The sequence below is a fragment of the Acetobacter sp. DmW_043 genome (assembly GCF_002153485.1).
GTDB classification, from domain to species: Bacteria; Pseudomonadota; Alphaproteobacteria; order Acetobacterales; family Acetobacteraceae; genus Acetobacter; species Acetobacter thailandicus.
This window is the reverse complement of record NZ_JOMN01000011.1, coordinates 1-22,123: the sequence shown is the minus strand read 5'-3', so window position 1 is coordinate 22,123 and position 22,123 is coordinate 1. Positions and strand designations below refer to the sequence as shown.

At 51.2% G+C, this 22,123-nt stretch carries 25 protein-coding genes; 20 read left to right on the top strand and 5 right to left on the bottom strand.

Annotated elements, in window-relative coordinates; translation table 11 throughout:
* Window positions 1–2: 2 nt before the first annotated feature.
* From trpD to HK11_RS03970, 10 genes are all read left to right on the top strand, one after another.
* A complete protein-coding gene (gene trpD, locus HK11_RS04015) occupies window positions 3–1,112 on the top strand; it encodes an anthranilate phosphoribosyltransferase (RefSeq protein WP_086554063.1) in 1,110 nt (369 codons plus the stop codon).
* A gap of 17 nt (window positions 1,113–1,129) precedes the next feature.
* Window positions 1,130–1,987: an indole-3-glycerol phosphate synthase TrpC gene (gene trpC / locus HK11_RS04010; RefSeq protein WP_086554062.1), complete on the top strand. Its 858-nt coding sequence runs from the start codon at window positions 1,130–1,132 to the stop codon at window positions 1,985–1,987.
* A complete protein-coding gene (gene moaC, locus HK11_RS04005; RefSeq protein WP_086554061.1) occupies window positions 1,987–2,469 on the top strand; it encodes a cyclic pyranopterin monophosphate synthase MoaC in 483 nt (160 codons plus the stop codon). The genes trpC and moaC overlap by 1 nt, the downstream gene beginning before the upstream one ends.
* A gap of 112 nt (window positions 2,470–2,581) precedes the next feature.
* Window positions 2,582–3,607: a pyruvate dehydrogenase (acetyl-transferring) E1 component subunit alpha gene (pdhA, locus tag HK11_RS04000; protein ID WP_233133302.1), complete on the top strand. Its 1,026-nt coding sequence runs from the start codon at window positions 2,582–2,584 to the stop codon at window positions 3,605–3,607.
* Window positions 3,608–3,613: 6 nt separating this feature from the next.
* Window positions 3,614–4,966 (top strand): pyruvate dehydrogenase complex E1 component subunit beta, encoded by a 1,353-nt coding sequence (locus tag HK11_RS03995; protein ID WP_086554059.1) that lies wholly within the window; start codon window positions 3,614–3,616, stop codon window positions 4,964–4,966.
* An 11-nt stretch (window positions 4,967–4,977) separates the two neighbouring features.
* Window positions 4,978–6,222, top strand: coding sequence for a pyruvate dehydrogenase complex dihydrolipoamide acetyltransferase (locus HK11_RS03990; RefSeq protein ID WP_086554058.1), 1,245 nt, complete (start codon window positions 4,978–4,980; stop codon window positions 6,220–6,222).
* Window positions 6,223–6,236: 14 nt separating this feature from the next.
* Window positions 6,237–7,649, top strand: a complete 1,413-nt coding sequence (gene lpdA / locus HK11_RS03985; protein WP_086554057.1) for a dihydrolipoyl dehydrogenase — start codon at window positions 6,237–6,239, stop codon at window positions 7,647–7,649.
* 133 nt (window positions 7,650–7,782) lie between these two features.
* A complete protein-coding gene (gene lipA / locus HK11_RS03980) occupies window positions 7,783–8,763 on the top strand; it encodes a lipoyl synthase (protein ID WP_086554056.1) in 981 nt (326 codons plus the stop codon).
* The gene (locus HK11_RS03975; protein WP_086554055.1) at window positions 8,756–9,235 is read left to right on the top strand and encodes a type II toxin-antitoxin system RatA family toxin; all 480 of its coding nucleotides are present in this window, start codon (window positions 8,756–8,758) and stop codon (window positions 9,233–9,235) included. The genes lipA and HK11_RS03975 overlap by 8 nt, the downstream gene beginning before the upstream one ends.
* A gap of 58 nt (window positions 9,236–9,293) precedes the next feature.
* Window positions 9,294–9,512 carry a hypothetical protein gene (locus HK11_RS03970; protein ID WP_086554054.1) on the top strand — a complete coding sequence of 73 codons (219 nt, stop codon included), beginning with the start codon at window positions 9,294–9,296 and terminating at the stop codon, window positions 9,510–9,512.
* A gap of 9 nt (window positions 9,513–9,521) precedes the next feature.
* On the opposite strand, the gene HK11_RS03965 is transcribed toward HK11_RS03970, so the two are convergent.
* The 4 genes from HK11_RS03965 to HK11_RS03950 form a co-directional block, all read right to left on the bottom strand.
* Window positions 9,522–10,040, bottom strand: coding sequence for a CinA family protein (locus HK11_RS03965; RefSeq protein ID WP_086554053.1), 519 nt, complete (start codon window positions 10,038–10,040; stop codon window positions 9,522–9,524).
* 6 nt (window positions 10,041–10,046) lie between these two features.
* Window positions 10,047–10,517 carry a phosphatidylglycerophosphatase A gene (locus HK11_RS03960; RefSeq protein ID WP_086554052.1) on the bottom strand — a complete coding sequence of 157 codons (471 nt, stop codon included), beginning with the start codon at window positions 10,515–10,517 and terminating at the stop codon, window positions 10,047–10,049.
* On the bottom strand, window positions 10,514–12,493 hold the full coding sequence (locus HK11_RS03955) for a lytic transglycosylase domain-containing protein (protein ID WP_086554051.1): 1,980 nt from the start codon (window positions 12,491–12,493) through the stop codon (window positions 10,514–10,516). The genes HK11_RS03960 and HK11_RS03955 overlap by 4 nt, the downstream gene beginning before the upstream one ends.
* Before the next feature lie 85 nt (window positions 12,494–12,578).
* Entirely contained in the window at window positions 12,579–13,199 is a 621-nt protein-coding gene (locus HK11_RS03950) for a YjbE family putative metal transport protein (protein ID WP_086554050.1), read from the bottom strand.
* 162 nt (window positions 13,200–13,361) lie between these two features.
* On the opposite strand from HK11_RS03950, the gene purB reads away from it, so the two are divergent.
* From purB to HK11_RS03905, 9 genes are all read left to right on the top strand, one after another.
* Complete coding sequence (gene purB, locus HK11_RS03945) at window positions 13,362–14,711, top strand: adenylosuccinate lyase (RefSeq protein ID WP_086554049.1); 1,350 nt, start codon at window positions 13,362–13,364, stop codon at window positions 14,709–14,711.
* Between the two features lie 120 nt (window positions 14,712–14,831).
* On the top strand, window positions 14,832–15,584 hold the full coding sequence (purC, locus tag HK11_RS03940) for a phosphoribosylaminoimidazolesuccinocarboxamide synthase (protein ID WP_086554048.1): 753 nt from the start codon (window positions 14,832–14,834) through the stop codon (window positions 15,582–15,584).
* 34 nt (window positions 15,585–15,618) lie between these two features.
* A complete protein-coding gene (gene purS, locus HK11_RS03935; RefSeq protein WP_086554047.1) occupies window positions 15,619–15,861 on the top strand; it encodes a phosphoribosylformylglycinamidine synthase subunit PurS in 243 nt (80 codons plus the stop codon).
* Window positions 15,858–16,229: a Rap1a/Tai family immunity protein gene (locus HK11_RS03930; protein ID WP_086554046.1), complete on the top strand. Its 372-nt coding sequence runs from the start codon at window positions 15,858–15,860 to the stop codon at window positions 16,227–16,229. Before purS ends, HK11_RS03930 begins: the two co-directional genes overlap by 4 nt.
* A complete protein-coding gene (gene purQ / locus HK11_RS03925; RefSeq protein WP_086554045.1) occupies window positions 16,226–16,927 on the top strand; it encodes a phosphoribosylformylglycinamidine synthase subunit PurQ in 702 nt (233 codons plus the stop codon). Before HK11_RS03930 ends, purQ begins: the two co-directional genes overlap by 4 nt.
* Window positions 16,924–19,122, top strand: coding sequence for a phosphoribosylformylglycinamidine synthase subunit PurL (gene purL / locus HK11_RS03920; RefSeq protein ID WP_086554044.1), 2,199 nt, complete (start codon window positions 16,924–16,926; stop codon window positions 19,120–19,122). Before purQ ends, purL begins: the two co-directional genes overlap by 4 nt.
* A 26-nt stretch (window positions 19,123–19,148) precedes the next feature.
* Entirely contained in the window at window positions 19,149–19,385 is a 237-nt protein-coding gene (locus HK11_RS03915; RefSeq protein WP_086554043.1) for a BolA/IbaG family iron-sulfur metabolism protein, read from the top strand.
* Window positions 19,386–19,405: 20 nt separating this feature from the next.
* Window positions 19,406–19,729 (top strand): Grx4 family monothiol glutaredoxin, encoded by a 324-nt coding sequence (gene grxD, locus HK11_RS03910; RefSeq protein ID WP_086554042.1) that lies wholly within the window; start codon window positions 19,406–19,408, stop codon window positions 19,727–19,729.
* A 91-nt stretch (window positions 19,730–19,820) separates the two neighbouring features.
* Complete coding sequence (locus HK11_RS03905) at window positions 19,821–20,117, top strand: hypothetical protein (protein WP_233133300.1); 297 nt, start codon at window positions 19,821–19,823, stop codon at window positions 20,115–20,117.
* Window positions 20,118–20,187: 70 nt separating this feature from the next.
* On the opposite strand, the gene HK11_RS03900 is transcribed toward HK11_RS03905, so the two are convergent.
* The gene (locus HK11_RS03900; RefSeq protein WP_158092782.1) at window positions 20,188–20,604 is read right to left on the bottom strand and encodes a YraN family protein; all 417 of its coding nucleotides are present in this window, start codon (window positions 20,602–20,604) and stop codon (window positions 20,188–20,190) included.
* Between the two features lie 29 nt (window positions 20,605–20,633).
* On the opposite strand from HK11_RS03900, the gene cls reads away from it, so the two are divergent.
* The gene (gene cls, locus HK11_RS03895; RefSeq protein ID WP_086554039.1) at window positions 20,634–22,064 is read left to right on the top strand and encodes a cardiolipin synthase; all 1,431 of its coding nucleotides are present in this window, start codon (window positions 20,634–20,636) and stop codon (window positions 22,062–22,064) included.
* Window positions 22,065–22,123: the final 59 nt, after the last annotated feature.

Here is a 22,123-nt window from a genome sequence, read left to right as displayed (position 1 = left end):
GCATGACAATACATTCAGCGCAACCTGTACTATCAGACTATCGTTCTGTTTTTAAAGATTATCTTAATAATCTGTGTCAGGGAAAAAGACTAAGCCAGGCAGAAACAGAATATGCTTTCCGCCTGATTATGGAAGGGCACGTTCCTTCTGAGTGCATTGCAGCTTTTGCCGTTGCCCTGCGTATGCAAAAAGAAGATCTGCCTGAACTTCTGGGTGCCGTAACTGCCATGCGCAATGCCATGGTAGCTGTTCCCGGCGCACCAGCCGGAGCAATGGATGTCTGCGGCACGGGTGGCGATGGCTATAATACCCTTAATGTTTCCACGGCTACAGCTTTTGTTCTTGCCGCTCTTGGTGTGCCTGTTGCCAAGCATGGTAACAGGGCGGTTTCTTCTCAGACGGGCGCCTCTGATGTGCTTTCAGCCCTGGGTATTCCTCTGCTTAGTGACCCGGCGGCTCTTTCTGCGCAGCTGAAGACGCACAATCTGACTTTTATGGCGGCTCCTAACCATCACCCTGGAATGCGATTTGCAGCACAGGCACGAAAAGCGCTGGGCATTCGTACTCTTTTTAACCTGATAGGGCCACTCTCAAACCCCGCCGGCGTTAAACGACAGATGACCGGTGTTTTTTCAACAGAATGGCTCAGTATTATTGCTGATGTTCTGGCAACACTTGGGGCCGAGATGGCCTGGGCTGTATGCGGCATGCCTGATGGTGAAATACAGGGTATTGACGAAGTTACTCTTGCCGGCCCGACACATATTGTCAGCTGTGAGCAGGGTAAAAAAAATACCCTGTTACTTGAACCGGAGATGAGCGGCCTCATATCTGCACCGGTTTCAGCTATCAGGGGAGGAAGCCCCGGGGAGAACGCTCTGGCTCTGACAGAACTTTTGCATGGTGCAACCGGGCCGTATCGTGATACAGTTCTGCTCAATGCCGCCTGCGCCCTGCATGTTTCAGGCCGGGTATCTATTTTGAAAAATGATAGTTTTGACACGCGCGCTTTGCGGGAAGTTATTTCCGTTGTTAGTCGCCCGCTTGACGATGGCTCAGCTATGGCTTTGCTACAGGACTTACGTCTCTCATCGTCTGAATCGCACGTTTAAAACACCACAGGATAATTATGACCGAAACAACTACGCCATCAACCGCAACCCCTTCTGACATAAAAACATCAGATGAGCTGCCCGATGTGCTGGCACGTATCTGTGCACGAACGCGCCTGGAAGTTGAACATCGCTCAACCCTTGTCTCCCTCAAAGAGATCACGGCCAGAGCACAGGACGTAAAAGAAGCACCACGTGGGTTTTGTCGTGCATTAAAAGAAAAGTCGGCAGATCGCTCTGTCGGGCTCATTGCGGAGCTTAAAAAAGCCTCTCCTTCAGCCGGAATTCTGCAGGAGAATTATAATCCTGCAGCTATTGCTCAGGCTTATGAACAGGCCGGTGCAGCATGCCTTTCTGTTCTGACTGAAAGTTCATGCTTCCACGGCAGCAATGAGGATCTCCAGGCGGCACGTGCGGCAACATCTCTGCCGGTTTTGCGCAAAGACTTCATTATAGACCCGTGGCAGGTTTATGAAAGCCGCACCATTGGCGCTGACTGTATCCTGCTGATTGTTGGGATTCTGAGTGATGAAGAACTGCAGGAACTGGTTGATCACGCTAAAGGCCTGGAAATGGATGTTCTTCTCGAAGTCCATGATGAAGAGGAACTCAACCGGGCCCTGGCAATTGATGCCTTTTTGATTGGTATTAATAACCGCAATCTCAGAACGCTGATCACAGACATCGAGACGACCGTCGCCTTAACGCCTCTGGTGCCACCTGACCGGATTATTGTTTCTGAAAGCGGCATTAAAACGCATGCTGAAGTAACACGCCTGACTGATATCGGTGTGACAGGCTTCCTTGTTGGTGAATCGCTGCTGCGCCAGCCGGATCCGGGGCAGGCGGCTCGTGTACTTCTTGGTCGTGCCTGATGACAACCCGTCATTCCGGCCTGACACATCTGAATGATGCCGGCGAGGCGCGTATGGTGGATATTTCATCAAAAGCACCGACGCGCCGTAAAGCAGTTGCTAAAGGTCATATCTCTATGACGAAGGAAACCCTTGAGCTTGTCCTTTCCGGGCGGGCAGCTAAGGGGGACGTTCTTGCAACCGCACGTATCGCTGCAATTATGGCAGCAAAAAAAACATCGGATATTATTCCCCTTTGTCACCCTCTGTCATTAAGCAGCGTTGAGGTTGACCTCATCCCCGACGGCAGAGGAATTGAAATCAGGGCCTCTGTCTCCACCAGCGGGGCGACCGGTGTTGAAATGGAGGCACTTACGGCAGTGTCTGTGGCAGCACTGACGTTGTACGATATGTGCAAGGCTGCTGATCGTGGCATGTGTATTTCTGATATTCACCTGCTCCATAAAAGCGGAGGACAGTCAGGGGAGTATAACGCAGCCTGAAGGGCCGCTATCACAAAATAGAAATCTTACCTTCTCACGTAATAAACATTATTTTCAAAAAACACGCTTTATCATAACATTTCCTTAAAATGTTGCGAACGCATCTTTAAGTATGAAGGACCACCTTATGCAGGCAGAGACCCACGGCACCCTCATTTCAGGCGGGAATGGTCCCTCTCTGACCAGAGAGCAGTTTCAGCAGGCTTTTCATAATATGCTGCTGATTCGTAAATTTGAGGAAAAAGCCGGCCAGCTTTATGGCATGGGTCTTATCGGCGGTTTCTGCCACCTTTATATCGGGCAGGAAGCCGTTGTGGTAGGCGTGCAGATGGCCCTTAAAGATGGTGACAAAATCATCACCTCCTACCGCGATCACGGGCAGATGCTGGCCGCCGGCATGAGCGCACGTGGCGTTATGGCTGAGCTGACCGGGCGTGAAACAGGTTATTCACGCGGTAAAGGCGGCTCGATGCATATGTTCTCGCGTGAAAAAAATTTCTATGGCGGTCATGGCATTGTAGGCGCACAGGTTGCTTTGGGTGCAGGGCTTGCCTTTGCTAACAAATATCGTGGCACAGACGAGGTTGCTGTCGCATATTTTGGTGATGGTGCGGCTAACCAGGGTCAGGTTTATGAAAGCTTTAACCTGGCAGCACTCCATAAATTACCCTGCATCTTTATTATCGAAAATAATCTCTACGGTATGGGAACAAGCGTCGAACGTGCCTCTGCCTCGAAAGAGTTCTGGCGCAATGGCGAGCCATGGGGCATTCCCGGTCGCCGCGTTGACGGTATGGATGTTGCCGCAGTGTATGAAGCAACGGCTGAGGTCGTGGCACACTGCCGTGCAGGTAAAGGGCCTTATCTGCTCGAAATTATGACCTATCGTTATCGTGGTCACTCTGTCTCTGATCCGGCAAAATACCGTACCCGCGAAGAAGTTGAATCTGTTCGTAAAAATCGTGATCCCATTGAACATGTTCGTCATATTCTGCTCGATTCCGGTGTCACCGAAGATGAGCTCAAGAGCATTGAAAATGATGTAAAAGACACTGTTAAAGATTGTGTTGAATTTGCGCAGACCAGTCCGTTCCCTGACCCTGCCGAGCTCTACACTGACGTTCTGCAGGAAGGTTGACTGATTATGGCTACAGATATTTTAATGCCCGCGCTTTCTCCCACCATGACAGAAGGTACGCTCTCACGCTGGCTGAAGAACGAAGGTGACACCGTAGCAAGCGGCGAAATTCTGGCAGAAATCGAAACTGATAAGGCAACGATGGAAGTTGAAGCCGTTGATGAGGGCATTCTCGGTCGTATTCTGATACCGGCTGGCACGCAGGGTGTAGCAGTCAACACACCGATCGCCATTCTGGTTGAGGAAGGCGAAGCTGTTCCCGAGCATGCCTCAGCTGCTGCACCGCAGCCCTCTGCCGAGCCTGCTCAGGCAGCTGTCGCACCGGTGAGCGCACCAGCGACATATGCTGAGGGAGAAACCTATGTCGAGAAAGACTGGGGGCCGACAGCAGAAATAACGGTCAGAGAGGCACTTAATCAGGCTCTGGCTGAAGAATTACGTCATGACGAAGACGTCTTCCTGATGGGGGAAGAAGTTGGTCAGTACCAGGGGGCTTATAAAGTTTCTCAGGGGCTGCTGGCAGAGTTTGGCGAAAAACGCGTCATTGACATGCCTATCACCGAACACGGCTTTACCGGTATGGCAGTGGGTGCAGCCCTGACCGGCCTGAAACCTGTTGTTGAGTTCATGACCATGAACTTCTCCATGCAGGCAATCGACCACATTATCAACTCTGCTGCTAAAACCCTGTATATGTCAGGCGGGCAGATGGGGTGTCCCATTGTGTTCCGTGGTCCTAACGGTGCGGCAGCACGTGTGGGTGCACAGCATTCACAATGTTATGGCAGCTGGTATGCTCATGTTCCTGGCCTGAAGGTGGTTGTGCCATGGTCAGCAGCAGATGCAAAAGGCCTGCTTAAAGCAGCCATTCGTGACCCGAACCCTGTCATTTTCCTGGAAAATGAAATTCTCTACGGGCATAAATTTGAATGTCCGACCGATGAAGATTTCATTTTGCCAATAGGCAAGGCCAAAATTGAACGGGCAGGGACTGATGTAACAATCGTTGCCTTCTCCATCATGGTGGGTGAAGCTCTTGAAGCGGCTAAGGTTCTGGCCGAGCAGGGGATCAGCGCCGAAGTGATTAACCTGCGCAGTCTGCGTCCGCTCGATACCGCAACAATTGTTGAGAGCGTGAAGAAAACCAGCCGTCTGGTGACCGTTGAAGAAGGCTGGCCATTTGCAGGCATTGGCGCTGAAGTTGCTATGCAGATCACCGAACATGCATTTGACTGGCTGGATGCCCCACCGGTTCGTGTGGCTGGCGTTGATGTGCCCATGCCTTTCGCTGCCAACCTTGAAAAGCTGGCACTGCCCCACGCTGAAGATATTGTAAACGCTGTGCGTGGCATGGTCTGAGGAGAAGCAAAATGGCTACTGAAATTCTTATGCCCGCGCTCTCTCCGACAATGACTGAGGGCACACTGGCACGCTGGCTTAAAAAAGAGGGCGACACCGTTTCAAGCGGTGACGTTCTGGCTGAAATCGAAACTGATAAAGCAACGATGGAAGTCGAAGCCGTTGATGAAGGCATTCTGGGGCGTATTCTGATCGAGGCCGGAGCGCAGGGCGTTGCTGTTAACACACCGATCGCCATTCTCGTAGAAGAAGGCGAGGCTGTGCCTGATCAGGTTACAAAATCTGCGCCACCGGCACCAGCCGCTGCTCCGGCAGCTTCCGTTGCTGAACCGGCAAAAAAAGCTGCTGCAGCACCAGCCCTCACACCTGCGAAGGTCGCTCCGGCTCATGGTAAAGATCGTATCTTTGCCTCTCCACTGGCACGTCGCATTGCGAAGCAGAACAACATCGACATCTCGAAACTGAAGGGAAGCGGCCCGCACGGCCGTATTGTCCGTCGTGATGTTGAAGCTGCGGCCTCTGCACCAAAAGCACCTGTCCAGGCCGCTGTTGCAGCAGGCGAGACCCGCACTGTCCCGCATTCTACAATGCGTAAGGTCATTGCAAAACGTCTGACCGAAGCCAAAAGCACCATTCCTCACTTCTACGTTTCTGTTGATGTTGAGCTTGATGCTCTGCTGGCTCTGCGTTCACAGATTAATGCTCTGGCAGCATCTGAAGGCGAAGAATCTTTCAAAATTTCCGTTAATGACATGCTGATTAAAGCTGTCGCTGTGGCTCTGAAACGCGTACCTGCTGTCAACGCCTCTTATACCGATGAGGCGATGATTCTGTATGATGATGCCGACATTTCAGTCGCTGTTTCTATTCCTGATGGTCTGATCACGCCTATCGTCAGACAGGCTGATAAAAAAAGCCTCCGACAAATCAGCCAGGAAGCGAAAGATCTGGTCAAACGTGCCCGCGAAGGCAAGCTGAAGCCGGATGAATTCCAGGGTGGTACATTCTCCGTCTCCAACATGGGTATGTATGGCGTAAAAGATTTCTCAGCTATTATTAACCCGCCACAGGCTGCCATTCTGGCTATTGCCGCAGGTCGCAGGCAGCCTGTGATTAAGGGCAGCGAGATCGTGCCAGCAACTGTTATGACCGTGACCCTCTCAGTTGATCATCGTGTAATTGATGGCTCAACCGCAGCAGAATGGCTGTCAGCCTTCCGTTCTGTTGTTGAATCTCCTCTGAACCTTGTTATCTGACTGAGAGACTCATCATGAGCCAGACAAATTTTGATATTATCGTTGTCGGGGGCGGACCTGGCGGGTATGTGGCAGCACTGCGCGCTGCCCAGCTGGGGCTTTCTGTTGCTGTAGTTGAAGCAAATCATCTGGGCGGTATCTGCCTGAACTGGGGATGTATTCCCACCAAGGCATTGCTCAGAGCATCGGAAATTAACCATCTTCTGCATGATCTGCCTGCTTATGGTTTTAAAGCTGATAACATCAGCTTTGACTTTAAGGCTGTCGTTGCCCGCTCACGCGCTGTATCCGGTAAGCTCTCAGGCGGTATTGCTCACCTGCTTAAGAAAGCCAAAGTGCCTGTTTTTAATGGTTTTGGTAAACTTGGCGAACTGGCAAAAGACGGCACACGCAAGGTGCTGGTGCACGAGAAAGATGCGGTTACGGCAACACTGAGCGCACGCCATGTTATTCTGGCCACGGGTGCCCGGGCCCGCAAACTGCCAGGACTTGAGCCTGATGGTAAGCTGGTATGGTCCTACCGTGAAGCACTTGTGCCTGAAGAACTGCCAGCCCGCCTGCTGGTTATTGGTTCAGGTGCTATTGGCACTGAATTTGCTTCATTCTACCGTAATATGGGTTCAGAAGTCACACTGGTTGAAGTTGCGCCACGCATACTGCCGGTCGAAGATGAAGAGATCAGTGCTATTGCTCAGAAATCTTTCGAGAAACAGGGCATTAAAGTTATAACCAGTGCAAAACTGGGGGCTTTGAGCAAAACGGCCAGTGAAGTTTCTGTTCCTGTTGAAGCCGGTGGCAAAACACAGACAATCGTTGTTGACCGGGTGATTTCAGCCGTTGGTATTGTGGGTAATGTTGAAAATCTCGGTCTTGAAAACACAAAAATTGTTGTTGATCGTACCCATATTGTAACTGACTCCCTGTGCCGCACGGCTGAACCTGGTATTTATGCTATTGGCGATATTGCCGGCGCACCATGGCTTGCCCATAAAGCCAGCCACGAAGCTGTCATGTGCGTTGAAGCAATTGCCGGCAAAACCGTTCATGCTATTGATCCGACAAAAATTCCTGGCTGCACATATTGTCGCCCTCAGGTAGCTTCTGTTGGCTATACAGAAGCAAAAGCCAAAGAAGCCGGTTATAAAGTGCGGGTGGGCAAGTTCCCTCTGGCAGCAAACGGTAAAGCACTGGCCATGGGCGAGCCTGAAGGTCTGATCAAAACCGTGTTTGATGCCAAAACCGGTGAGCTGCTTGGCGCACACATGATTGGCGCCGAGGTTACGGAAATGATTCAGGGCTACGTTATTGCGCGCAGCAGTGAGCTGACGGAAGCAGAGCTGATCGAAACGATCTTCCCGCATCCGACCATCTCAGAATCAATGCATGAAGCTGTACTTGCAGCTTATGATGGTGCGCTGCATTTCTAGAGTTTACACTCTGAAATGTGTATTGTGCAGAGGTAATACCTGATCAGAGTGAAGGAGCACACTTCCTGCCTTGACGCAGAGGGCAGGAAGCTCCAGTTCTGATGATGGTTTCAGAACAGGCAGAACCAGATATATGTCCACTCGTGTATTGATCGATCACCGCAAAGGTGGCGCAGAGAAAGTCAGACATCCGGAAAAAGCACACCGGCCTGACAACCCTGTTGCCCGTAAACCGAGCTGGATCCGTGTGAAGGCTCCGGTTGATCCGGTCTATCATGAGACCCGCAACCTGATGCGCGAGAACAAACTCGTCACAGTGTGCGAAGAGGCCGCATGCCCCAATATTGGTGAATGCTGGTCACAGCGTCATGCCACCATGATGATCATGGGCGAAATCTGCACCCGTGCCTGCGCGTTCTGCAACATTACAACGGGTATGCCAAATGCGCTGGATGATGACGAACCCGCCCGTGTTGCCGATGCTGTCGCCAAACTTGGCCTGCGCCATGTCGTGATTACATCGGTTGACCGTGATGACCTGGCTGATGGCGGGGCAAAACATTTTGCACGTGTGATCACGGCTGTGCGTGCCGCATCACCAGAAACAACTATTGAAATTCTGACACCGGATTTTTTACGTAAGCAAAATACTCTTGAAGTGATTGCTGAAGCAAAACCTGATGTATTTAACCACAACCTTGAAACTGTACCACGCCTCTACCCGACGATCAGACCCGGTGCACGGTACTATCAGTCCTTAAGGCTGCTTGACCGTATCAAACAGCTTGATCCTTCCATTTTCACCAAATCAGGCCTCATGCTCGGCCTGGGTGAAGAAAAAATGGAGCTCGCACAGGTTATGGATGACCTGCGTATTGCTGATGTTGATTTTATTACCATGGGACAGTACCTTCAGCCTACCGTTAAGCACGCTGCCGTTGACCGTTTTGTTACCCCTCAGGAATTTGAGGAGTATGGCGCTATGGCCCGTGCCAAGGGTTTTTTACAGGTAAGTTCCAGCCCTCTTACCAGATCATCTTACCATGCCGACGCAGACTTCGCGGCTCTGAGGCAGGCGCGCTCAGAACGTCTGAAAGGAAGTCAGAATGCCTAAACACGCAGAAAAGCGTGTTCTTGCTTATCCGCCAGAACAGATTTTTGACCTTGTTGCTGATGTTGCACGCTATCCTGAATTTCTTCCCTGGTGTGTTTCATCGCGTATACGCACAAAGACACAAACCGAACTGGTTGCGGACCTGGCTATTGGTTTTGGCCCTTTCCGGGAAAGTTTTACCTCTCGCGTAACGCTTGAGAGACCCTCGCGCATACTTGTTCAGTATGAGCAGGGACCGTTTAAATACCTCAAAAATGTGTGGACTTTCACACCAGACCCCCGTGGTTGCCAGGTCGAATTTTTCGTCGACTTTGAATTTCGTTCTAAAATTCTGCAAGCCGCAATTGGTGTCGTGTTTGCTGAAGCTGTGCGTCGCATGGTCACAGCGTTTCTTAAACGTGCCCGTGATATTTACGGGCCACCCCAGGCAATATATCTCACACCTGGTAAAACGTCAGCAGCTTTGCAGTAATAGTGATACTCTGCGAGGCTTATGAAGTAATAATCGTCTCACGCAGGGTAATCATTTTATGAGCTTAATACGTAACGCGACTATTTTAGTGACAATCGCAGCACTGACTGCCGGCTGCAGTACACCCGACAAGCACAAAAAAGACCATCAAGCAGCTGCTCCCGTAGCAGCTAAAGCGCCTGTACAGCCGCAGCCGGTCATGATCGCTCCGGGAACGGGAACGACAGCACCACCGTTCCCTGATGCACCAGTCATGCCTTCTTTCAGTAAAGACTAAGGCGCGCTTTTACTCATCATATCCAGCGATAAGCTGTAATGCATAAAGGGCAGCCTGCCAGCGTATTTCGGTACGGCTGCCCTCAAAATTCTGACTTACGGCTTTAGTTTTTTTACCGTTCACCGCCAGACCGAACCATACAAGACCAACAGGCTTTTCATCAGACCCGCCACCTGGCCCGGCAATACCAGAGACAGAAACTGCAACTGTTGCTCTGGCTGCAGCACGCAGCGCGCCTTCAGCCATTTCTGTCACGGTCTCTGCACTCACAGCGCCAAAACGAGCCAGTGTCTCGTCCCTGACATCAAGGGCAGAGTGTTTTAGCTGGTTAGAATAAGTAACAAACGCCCCCTCAACACAGTCAGATGCACCGGCATGATGCACAAGCAAAGCCGAAACAAGACCACCAGTGCAGCTCTCTGCAGTTACAACACGCTGGCCTGACTGGCTGAGACGCTCCATGACAGCTTTTGCTGTCAGCAGACCTTCTGTCAGCAGGGCATCAGAGGGAGCGGTGAGGGAAAACATCAGATCTCAGGCCTTTTTAAAAAAGCCGGCAGCAGTACGCAGTACTTTAATGCAGAGCGCAGCCATTATACCGGCAACAACATCATCGCCCATAATGCCAACCGCATCATGGCGTCGATCCATATAGCCAACAGGCCCGGGTTTTTTAATGTCAAACAGGCGAAATAAACCAAAAGCAACTAAAGGCCACAACCAGCCGGCTGATTTCTTTTTATCGACTGCAGCACACGCCAGAAGGCTGATCCACATTCCGGCAACTTCATCAATCACAATCCAGCTGTGATCTTCACCGTCACCGGCTTTGTGTGAAGCCCACAAACCAACACCTGTTGCCGCAACAGCGCTCAGCAACAAAACCTTTGGCTTTTTAAGCAAAGGTAAACCAGCAATGAGTGCTGCCAGAGACCCGACCGTGCCAGGCGCTTTAGGTGCAAGCCCACAGCCACCAAAGGTCGCAATAATACGTGCAATCGTCATGTGTTTTTCCCCAGAACGCTATATATCGTCATATTTTCCCACACACGCTGCACGTAATTACGTGTTTCGCCGTAAGGAATGGTTTCAATCCAGTCGATCATGTCATCCTGACTGGCCTGACTTTCAGCAGGGTTGCCCTGTGCACTCAGCCAGCGCGCCAGGCGGTTTGGTCCCCCGTTATAAGATGCGGTGACATAAGGTACGACAGAGGCAAACCGCCCCTGCAGATAAGACAGATAGGCCATGCCAAGGCGCATGTTATTATCGGGGTTATGCAGCCCGCCTGCAGTTGCCGCAGAGGCAGGAAGCCCAGCAGACTGTAACATATCATGCGCGGTGCCTGTCTTAAGCTGCATCAGGCCAATTGCGTTTGAGGGACTGACAGCATCCGGGTTAAAGCTGCTTTCCTGACGGATCAGCCCCTGAACAAGAGCGGGAGAAACAGCCGTGCCTGTCGGCAGCGCATAAGGCTGTGGCCAGCCTTCACGCAGCAGGAAGAGGCCATCTCTGCCGGCATAGCGCGCAACCATAACACCTGTATCAGGAATTTGCAGACGGGTTGCCAGATGCGCAATGGCTATTTTTTCACGCAGAGACCTGGCTCTGATAAGCATCAGGCTCAGAAAATCACGGGCATGAGGCCGGTCATTCCACGACACAAGAATTTCGGCAGCACGGGCAAGATCATTCCCCCCGGGACTATCCTCCGCAGCAGAAAGAGGCATGGGGTTTTGCCATGCGCGCAGACTTCTGGTGACAGCGGCTGGTATAATATCGGGGTTAAGCAGGGTAGGGCGCTTACCATCAAGTTCAGCCGCTGCCATCTGCCCGTAAAATGTGCCTGCATACCCGGCAGCACGGGCGTAGTCTGCCTGTGCCGAAGCGGTTTGGTTCAGTCTGGCATGCGTGCGCCCCAGCCAGTAATAACCGCGGCTTTTTGTAATTAAAGAAGAGGAAGCTGCCAGGCTGCGAAACAATGGCTCTGAAATAGAGGGCATATTCAGCTTTTGCAGAGCAATCCAGCCACTCAGAAAAGCCGCATCAAGACGGTTTACACCGGTTGTTATTTTGTCATCAGCGACCCAGAACGCTTCAGTATTCTGATTATTTTGCAGGAAATCACGCGAGAGTGCATCACGTTCACGCCAGAAAGCACTCAGGTGCGTTTTTTCCTCGGCCTGTACACCGGCATTTTTCCATAAAGCCAGAGCTTCGTCATCACGCTTTTGCAGCCGCAGCCAGTGCAGCCTGTCATATACCAGTGTGGTATCAGCCTGATCAGAAGCAGAAAGTCCTGCAAGTGTCGCTTCTGCGCCAGGGTCTCCCGCTCTGAAGGCTAAACGGGCCTGAGCCAGGGCCTGCGCTGAGGGCGCAAGATAAGTAAGGGTCTGACGTGCTGCAACAAGCTTACCGCTGGTCTCTTCACGGTTAAAGCGTTTCCACGAAGTCTCGGCCGTTACCGCCTGAGGGAAGGTCTGCGCCAGTGACACCGCAGCCTGTGCGGAATCTGTGCCATTAATCCAGGCCTGACGCGCCTGGGGAAGGAGTTTGCCGGCCAGAGAGGGTATCGTCGTGACGCACTTAACCAGGGCGGGGCTATAAGTCAGCGACTGAGACGCACAGAGCTGCTGCAAAACGCTCGTATCAGTCTCTCGCGTCAGAGCCTGCTGCATACGTAACTGAAGCAAACTCCACCGTGGCCATACAGGGCGTGTCTGCAAAAAGTTTGCATATTCCTGCGCGCTGGCATGCGATGAGCCTGTCAGGCTAAGCCAGAGAGTAAGACGGTCAGCGACAGAGGTCTCTCCCGAACTGACCGCAGCAGACTGTGCAGCGGGCTGAATAGCAGGAGCATTGACCGGACCGTCATTTGAAGCTGACTGTGTTCTCCCATGAGAAGAGCAGGCCCCCAGGCACAGAACAATGAGCGGTGCTGCAACACGACCACGCAACACCGAAGACAAAACAAAAGACATTATGCCTCAATATGAATATGACATTTCGTTCACTCTGACAGGCTCACCAGGAACAATCAACCTGGCACAGGACAGGCCAGCCTGATTACGACTTAAAAAACGGAACATGCGGCCAGACTTCAGCAGAGCCTTTATAAATCAGCTCAAGGGCAACAAACAGCACGATAAGCAGCCCCACCCATGACAGCCATTTATAACGATCAAGCAGACGTGCAACATAAGATGCCGCGACCCCCATCAGAAGAACAGAGAAAACAAGCCCTGCCACAAGAATATAAGGATGCCGGGCTGCTGCTCCCGCTACAGCGAGAACATTATCAAGGCTCATAGAAAGGTCAGCCAGGAAGATACGAAAAATAATTTTACCCATACTGCCCTGAGCGGCAGCCTCAGCATTGTCATCATGCTGAACGGCGCACATCTCGCGGTACATCCGCCAGCATACCCATAGCAGCAAAATACCACCGGCAAGTGTAAGCCCTATAATTTCAAGCAATCTGGCGGCGACAAGGGCAAGGATAATACGCAGAACGGCAGCAATACCAATGCCTGCAAAAATGGCCTTTTTTCTCTCAGCAGGTGAAAGAGATTTAACAACAAGCCCGATCACAACAGCATTATCGCCCGCCAGAGTAATATCAATCAGAATAACCTGACAAAACGCGATAAGAGCCTGAAAGCTAAAGCCATCTAGTAAACTGTTCACAAAAACTCCGATTCGATAATAATCCGCGCGGGTATAATACGAAGCCCGCTCAGATTAATGCACGCATTCTGGTCAAACTTTTATGAATTTGGTGGCAGACGCACAGCACGAAATCAGCTAGAGAGGCGGCATGTTTCTGTAAACTGAAGGAGTGTTGCAGTTATGGTGCCACGTTATACCCGTCCCGTCATGGCCGCGATCTGGTCTCCTGAAAACCGCTACCGCATCTGGTTTGAGATTGAAGCCCTGGCCTGTGAAGCAATGGCTGAATACGGTGCTATCCCCAAAGATGCTGTTAAAGTGATCCGCGAGAAGGGCGACAAAGCTCTGGCTGCTTTCTCTGCTGCAGATCTCGCCAGAATTGACGAAATTGAAGCTGAGACCCGTCACGACGTTATTGCCTTCCTGACCTGGCTGGCAGAAAAAGTCGGCCCTGAAAGCCGTTTTGTTCATCTGGGAATGACCTCATCGGACATTCTCGATACCTGTCTCTCTGTCCAGCTGGTGCAGGCAACTGACCTGCTGCTGAAAGACCTTGACGAAGTTCTCTCTGCTCTGCGCGTCCGTGCATTTGAGCACAAACACACCCTTACCATTGGTCGCAGCCATGGCATTCACGCTGAGCCGACCTCTTTTGGTCTGAAGCTCGCTGGCCATTATGTGGAGTTTGAGCGCAACAAAGCCCGCCTGCTGGCTGCACGCGCTGAAATTGCAACCTGTGCGATCTCTGGTGCTGTAGGCACATATGCGCATCTTGACCCGCGTGTTGAGCATTATGTCGCTGAACGCCTTGGCCTGCAGGCAGAGCCTGTTTCAACACAGGTTATTCCCCGTGACCGTCATGCAGCCTATTTCTGCACCCTGGGTGTGATTGCAAGCGGCATTGAACGCATTGCAACCGAAATTCGTCATCTGCAACGCTCCGAAGTGCGTGAAGCTGAAGAATTCTTCCACCCTGGGCAGAAGGGGTCTTCTGCCATGCCGCATAAGCGCAACCCTGTGCTGACTGAAAATCTGACCGGGCTTGCCCGTCTGGTTCGTTCAGCTGTTGTCCCGGCACTTGAGAATGTTGCCCTGTGGCACGAGCGTGACATCAGCCATTCTTCTGTTGAACGTAATATCTGCCCTGATGCGACCATCGGCCTTGATTTTGCGCTTGCCCGTCTTTCAGGCCTGATCGGCAAACTGCTGGTTTACCCTGAACGTATGGCAGCAAACATCGAAAGCCTTGGTGGTGTTGTTCACTCAGGCGAAGTTCTGCTTGCACTTGCACGCGCTGGCCTGTCCCGTGAAGATGCCTATCGCATCGTACAGCGCAACGCGATGGAAACCTGGACAAAGCTCGGTACACCTGAAGGAAAATCCTTCCGCGAGAATCTTGATGCTGACCCCGAAATTGCCGGGCGCATTTCAGCTGATCTGCTTGATTCTGCTATGGATAGCCGTCAGCACCTTAAAGCCATCGACGCCATCTATGAAAAGGTCTTCGGTGAAGCAGGCCCCGCTGCCTGAAAGACTGTTTCTTCAACTTTAAAACCCTGTTATAGCTAACACCCAGGCAGGGCCGCACAAGCCGGCCCTGTATGCAGCGATCGCAGGGATAGACTTCCAGCAAGACAGGTAAGGACAATCATGGCCCGTCGTCGCCAGCTTTACGAAGGTAAAGCCAAAATCCTTTTTGAAGGCCCTGAACCCGGCACAGTAGTTCAGTATTTTAAAGATGATGCCACAGCAGGCAATGGTGCCAAAAGTGCTGTCATTACCGGCAAAGGTGTTCTGAATAATCGCATCAGTGAGTATCTGATGCTGCGCCTCCAGGAAATCGGTATTCCCACCCACTTCATCCGCCGCATTAATATGCGTGAGCAGCTGGTAAAAGAGGTCGAAATTATCCCTCTCGAAGTTGTTTTACGTAATATTTCAGCTGGCAGCATTGCCAAGCGTTTCGGGCTGGAGGAGGGCGAACGCCTGCCTCGCACGGTCGTTGAGTTTTATTACAAAAACGATGATTTGGGTGACCCTCTGGTTTCAGAAGATCATATCATCGCTTTTGGCTGGGCCACACCGCACGACCTGGAAGAGATTACCGCTCACGCTATGCGTGTGAATGATTTTCTGTGTGGTCTTTTCACCGGCATTGGCATTCAGCTTGTTGACTTCAAACTCGAGTTTGGCCGGGCATGGGACGGGGACGATATGACCATCGTTCTTGCTGATGAAATCTCTCCTGACAACTGCCGTCTGTGGGACAGTCAGACCAGAGAAAAACTTGATAAAGACCGTTTCCGCCGTGACATGGGCGGCGTGAAAGAAGCTTATCAGGAAGTCGCCCGTCGCCTGGGCATCCTTCCCGAGGAAGCAAACGGCACCGATACCGACCAGTAACTCTCTCTCGTTCAGTAAACAGGAATTTCAACCAATGAAAGTACGCGTAACCGTCATGCTTAAAGAAGGTGTGCTTGACCCCCAGGGTAAAGCCATCGGGCATGCCCTGCACACTCTTGGGTTTCCTGGCGTGGAAGCTGTGCGTGTCGGCAAAATTATTGATCTGGACCTGAAAAGCACCGACGCACAGGCTGCCCGCGCAGAAGCCGAAAAAATGGCCAGTGAACTGCTGGCAAACCTGGTCATCGAAGACTTCACCGTTGAGGTTCTGGGATGAAAATTTTCTCTCTCACACTTGCTGGTGCATTACTGCTCGCCTCACAGGGCGTAGCACATGCTCAGCGTGTGACGCCGATGACCGCGGGCAGGTTTGGCAAAATATGCTCAGCTGCCTCCGGTCACGCATTGTGTGATGCATATATTTCAGGCATGGCTGACTCTGTCGCCCTTGCCACGCTGAGTGCCCGTAATGAAGGGCACAATGAAGCGGCTGACTTCTGTATCCCGGTCAGTGAAGATGCAGCCTCAATGCGCAGCAAGGTAGTCGCATGGCTCAAAGGTCATACCGATACTCTCTCCCGGCCGGTTGGCGAAGGTGTCTTCCGTGCTTTGCATGACTCTTACCCCTGTAGTGCAAAAAAATGAAAGCAGCTATTGTCGTCTTTCCAGGCACCAACCGTGAACGCGATATGGCTATTGCCCTCAGACGCGTTACGGGTAAAGCGCCTGTCATGTTATGGCACCGGGACACTGAACTTCCCGATGTTGACCTTGTCGTTCTGCCAGGTGGCTTCAGTTACGGAGACTATCTGAGATGCGGTGCCATGGCCGCTCATTCTCCCATTATGTCTGAAATTCGTGCCTATGCACAAAAAGGCGGGCATATTCTCGGTGTCTGTAACGGTTTTCAGATCCTGACAGAAACCGGCCTTCTGCCAGGCGCATTGCTGCGCAATGCCGGTCTGCGCTTCCTTTCTCAGGACTGCACACTGCGCGTTGAACGTAATGACACCGCCTTTACCCATAAATGGAAAAAAGGCGATGTGTTCCGCACACCTATGGCACATGGTGACGGAAACTACACCGCTGATACCCGGACACTGGAGCAGCTTGAAGGTGAGGGGCTCGTTGCCTTTCGTTATGCTTCAGCCACCGGCCAGGCTGATGAAACTGACACTCTGACGAACCCGAATGGCAGCATGAACAGCATTGCCGGTATTTTAAGTCAGAACACCCGTATCTGTGGCATGATGCCTCACCCGGAGGATCTGGTTGACCCTCTGATGGGCGGAGAAGATGGCCTGCCATTATTTACTGGTCTTGTGGAGGCGATTGTCCGGTGAAAAAGACTGTTGATGAAGCTCTGGCGCAGGAATTTGGCCTGACGTCAGAAGAATACGCCCGTGTTGTTGATATTATGGGCCGCACCCCAAGCCTGACAGAGCTGGGTGTGTTCTCTGTCATGTGGTCAGAGCACTGCTCCTATAAATCTTCACGCAAATGGCTGCGTACGCTGCCGACTACGGCACCATGGGTTATTCATGGACCGGGTGAAAACGCAGGCGTTGTTGATATTGGCGAAGGCTATGCTGCCATTTTCAAAATGGAAAGTCATAACCATCCGTCATTCATCGAGCCTTACCAGGGGGCTGCAACCGGCGTTGGCGGCATTCTGCGTGACGTCTTTACCATGGGTGCCCGACCTGTTGCCAACCTGAACGCCCTGCGTTTTGGCAGCCCCGAAACCCCCAGAACACGTCAGATTATTGATGGCGTTGTGCGTGGTATTGGCGGTTATGGTAACTGTGTTGGCGTGCCAACAGTGGGGGGTGAAATTAACTTCCACCCGGCTTATGACGGTAACCCGCTGGTTAACGCCATGACAGTTGGTATTGCCCGCAAAGACCGCATCTTCCTTTCCGCCGCAGCTGGTATTGGCAACCCGGTCGTTTATGTCGGTTCGCGCACAGGACGTGATGGCATTCATGGTGCCACCATGTCTTCTGCCGAGTTTGACGAAAATGCACTGGCAAAACGCCCGACTGTTCAGGTTGGAGACCCCTTCATTGAGAAACTGCTCATTGAGGCCTGCCTTGAGCTGATGGCAACTGACGCAATTGTTGCTATTCAGGATATGGGGGCAGCTGGTCTGACCTCATCTTCTGTCGAAATGGCAGGCAAGGGCGGCGTTGGTATCGACCTCAACCTTGACGATGTGCCACAGCGTGAACCTGGCATGACAGCTTATGAAATGATGCTGTCTGAAAGCCAGGAGCGTATGCTCATGGTGCTCAAGCCTGAACGCACTGAAGTTGCCCGTAAAATCTTTGAAAAATGGGAACTCGATTTTGCGATTATCGGGCATCTGACAGACACAGGTCATATTGTTGTCAGGCATAAAGGTCAGGTTGAGGCTGATATTCCACTCGACCCGCTGGCTGAGCAGGCCCCGATCTATGATCGCCCGGCCACACGTACAGCACCACCCGCACCGGTAGCAGACATTCACGCTCCTCTGTCGCTTGAAGATATGCTGCTGAAACTTGTTGCCTCTCCCGACCTGGCGTCTCGTTCATGGGTATGGAACCAGTATGACAGCACCGTTGGTGGTCAGACAGTTCGTCGCCCCGGAGCGGCAGATGCTGCCATTGTCAAAATTGAAGACACCTCACTGGGTCTTGCTCTGACAACCGACTGCACGCCACGTTATTGCCAGGCTGATGCCAAAACCGGTGGTGCCCAGGCTGTAGCCGAAGCATGGAGAAATATTACAGCAGTTGGCGCACGCCCCTTAGCTGTGACAGACAACCTGAACTTTGGTAACCCTGAAAAACCTGAAATTATGGGGCAGTTTATTGCCGCTATTGAAGGTATGGGCGATGCCTGCCGTGAGCTCGACTTCCCTGTCGTGAGCGGTAACGTCTCACTCTATAACGAGACACGCCAGCCGGATGGATCAACCATGTCCATTCTGCCAACACCAGCTATTGGTGCTCTGGGCGTGCTTGAAGACGTAAACAAGGCCATTGGTCTGGCCATGCAGGATAACGCGGATATCGTTCTGATTGGCGACACCAAAGGTGAGCTGGGCCAGTCCGTCTGGCTGCGCGAAATTCTTGGGCGTGAAGAGGGGGCTCCTCCGCCGGTCGATCTGAAAACAGAAAGACGGAATGGTGATTTTGTCAGGCAGGAAATTCTGGCAGGTCATGTGCTCTCCTGTCACGACCTGGCTGACGGTGGCATTCTTGTCGCCCTGGCAGAAATGGTCATGGCTGACGGTGTTGGCTGTACTCTTGAAAGCCCGGCATCAGGTATCAGACCTGAAGCTTTCTGGTTTGGTGAAGATCAGGCCCGCTATATCGTCTGCGTTAAAAATGCGGCTGACCTGTGTGCCCGCGCTGAAAAAGCCGGGGTTCCGGCACGCGTGCTCGGGCGTTCAGGCGGCAGCGATTTGATTTTGCCAAGCGGCGTTACCATATCAGCAGCACGTCTTCGTACAGCGCATGATTCTTTCTTTCCGGCTCTTATGGCCAGCTGAGAAATACTAAATAAGGTTTTTTGACTATGGCTATGTCCGTCTCTGAGCTTGAAGGTTATCTGACCAAAGCTTTTCCTGATGCACAGATCAAAATTACTGATCTGGCAGGCGATGGTGACCATTATTCCTGCGCGATTGTCAGCGAAGCCTTTCGCGGACTTTCGCGCGTCAGGCAGCATCAGCTGGTTTATCAGGCTCTTGAAGGGCACATGGGTGGAAAACTTCATGCTCTTGCACTCCAGACCTCTACGCCTGAAGCGTAATTTTTAAAGGATCTACCATTATGTCTGATACCGCTCAGCAGATCATTCAGAAAGAAATCGACTCAAACCCGGTTGTTCTGTTCATGAAAGGCGATGCAGATTTTCCACAATGTGGATTCTCTGCCCGTGTTGTACAGATCCTGTCTCACCAGGGTGTACCATTTAAAGCCATTAATGTTCTGGCTGACCCTGCCATTCGCCAGGGGATTAAGGACTTTTCAAACTGGCCGACTATTCCTCAACTCTATGTTAACGGGGAATTTATTGGCGGATGCGACATCGTGACGGAGATGTTTCAGTCCGGGGAGCTCCAGAAACTTCTGGATGAAAAAAAAGTTAGTTAACCTGTGAAATCCTGATTTTTCGGTTGTCAGGATGATGGTGGCCCGTGTAGTTTATTTTCAGATTTCATGGGCTGCCTGAGGTAATATCATAATGCGTTTTTCGTCTGTTCGTTGTGCTCTGTTCGTTGCAGGCATGAGTGTCTGTGCAATTACAACAGGGCCCAGCGCCCATGCTGAACGCATTATCTCTGATTATGAAGCAACCAAACTGACCTTTGCTTCTTTAACAGCGCCGCCTCCGGTTATTCATGTGCGTCGCAAGGCACATGCTGTGCCTGGCTACCATCTGGCAAGCACACGCCATACATCAGCACGCAACATGGTTCATCTGGTTTCTTACCCGGTGAAACATAACAGAGTGCATGTTGTCCGCCGCCATCATACCTGATAGCTGGCTTTTCTACTCCTTCTTCAGAGAGAAAGATCCTTTTCTCTGAAGAAGAACTTTATTCCACATATTAATATTCTCTGAGAATATCTTTCACCCGATATTCGTCGCCTTTTGCGTCCGTTACGATCAGGTCAAAACGAATATTTTCATAGTGCCAGTCGGAATAAACTGACAAAAGATATTCAGCCGCTTTATACAGGCGCCTTTGCTGTTGTGGCCGAAGGCTACAGAGAGCCCCCTCTATAGTTCTGCGCTTTTTGACTTCTATAAAGCATAATAAATTTTCTTTTAAAACAACCAGATCAATCTCTCCGCAGGGTGTTCTTGCGCGCTCAAGTAAAATCTGCCACCCTGAGATAATCAGCTTCTCTTTAATATCATGTTCTGCCTGCCTGCCACTCTGATGAGCCAGAGCACCGTTCAGACGGCGCTTTTCCTTCAGATATCCCGGCGTGCTGCCTGTGATATCTTTTGATGTAAGCAATCGTTTACTCCTTATGCAAATACGAAGCCATGATCCCTTTTGATATTCTGCCTCATCTTCCGTTCATCACAGCGGCTATAATACGCTTTATACTGGTTATAACGGTTTCTTTGCATATTTTACTTACAAAAAGAAATACATCATCAGCTATAGGATGGATAGGTATTTGTATCCTTATGCCTGCCATGGGTACAATACTATATCTAATGTTTGGCATTAACCGGGTGCGCAGACTGGCCCGGAAACTGGTCGATAATTCTCAGCTCGATACGTCAGGCTCAAACCATGCATCACAATGGATACATAACCCCCAGGGAGACCTCGCTCCTCTGGCCATTATGGTGCGTAAATTAACTGATCGACCATTAACCGAACATAATAAAATTACCTGCCTGCATGATGGGGATAATACATACCCCCTGATGCTTCAGGCCATTGCAGATGCTGAGCAGAGCATTCTTATATGCTCTTATATTTTTCGCAATGATAAAACGGGCCGTGATTTTATTGAAAAATTATCTCAGGCCCACAAAAGAGGGGTGCAGGTTCGCGTGCTGGTAGACGGCATAGGAAGCGGTTATTTCCTTTCCCCGGTTTATCATCGGCTCAGGCGGGCAGGGGTTCCATGCTCACGCTTTATGCATTCTCTGCTTCCCTGGCGTATGCCTTTTATCAACCTGCGTAACCACCGAAAAATTCTCGTTGTTGATGGTAAAATCGGCTTTATGGGGGGGTTAAATATTGCAGATGAAAATCTTGTCTTACAACATCCCAAAGAGCCTGTATCAGATACGCATTTCCAGCTTGAAGGACCGATAGTCAGGCAACTGGCGGAAGTTATTGCGACCGACTGGTGTTTCTCTACCGGAGAGATACTTAAAGGCGATATTTACTTCAAAGAACATGTAGCAGATTCCAACATTGCCGCACGTATTGTCACTGCGGGCCCTGACAGTGACCTTGAAAAAATAGAATTTACAATGATGCAGGCTGTTACGCTCGCCCGCAAACAGGTCAGAATTATGACCCCTTATTTTTTGCCCGGGTCACGCGTCTTATCCGAACTGGCTCTGGCTGCCCTGCGTGGTGTTGAAGTTGATATCATTATCCCTCAGCACAGCAACCATCCGTTGATGGACTGGGCCTGTGCCGCCAACATAGGGCCTGCACTTGATGCCGGTGTGAAAGTGTGGCTGGTTAAGCCACCCTTTAATCACTCCAAACTCATGGTTGTGGATCGTAAATGGACCTTCGCTGGCAGCTCAAATATGGATATAAGAAGCCTGCGTCTGAATTTTGAAATTAATTTTGAAAGCTACGATGAAACACTGGCAGGTACTGTCGATGATTTTATGAGCAAACATAAACATATAAGACTGACGCACCATCACCTGGATCAGCGACACAATCTGATAAAAATCAGAGATGCAGCAGTGCGACTATTTATGCCTTATCTGTAGGCTCAGGACTCATTCTTTGAGATAGAAGATGAAGCTTGCTGCGATGTGGATTGCGGACA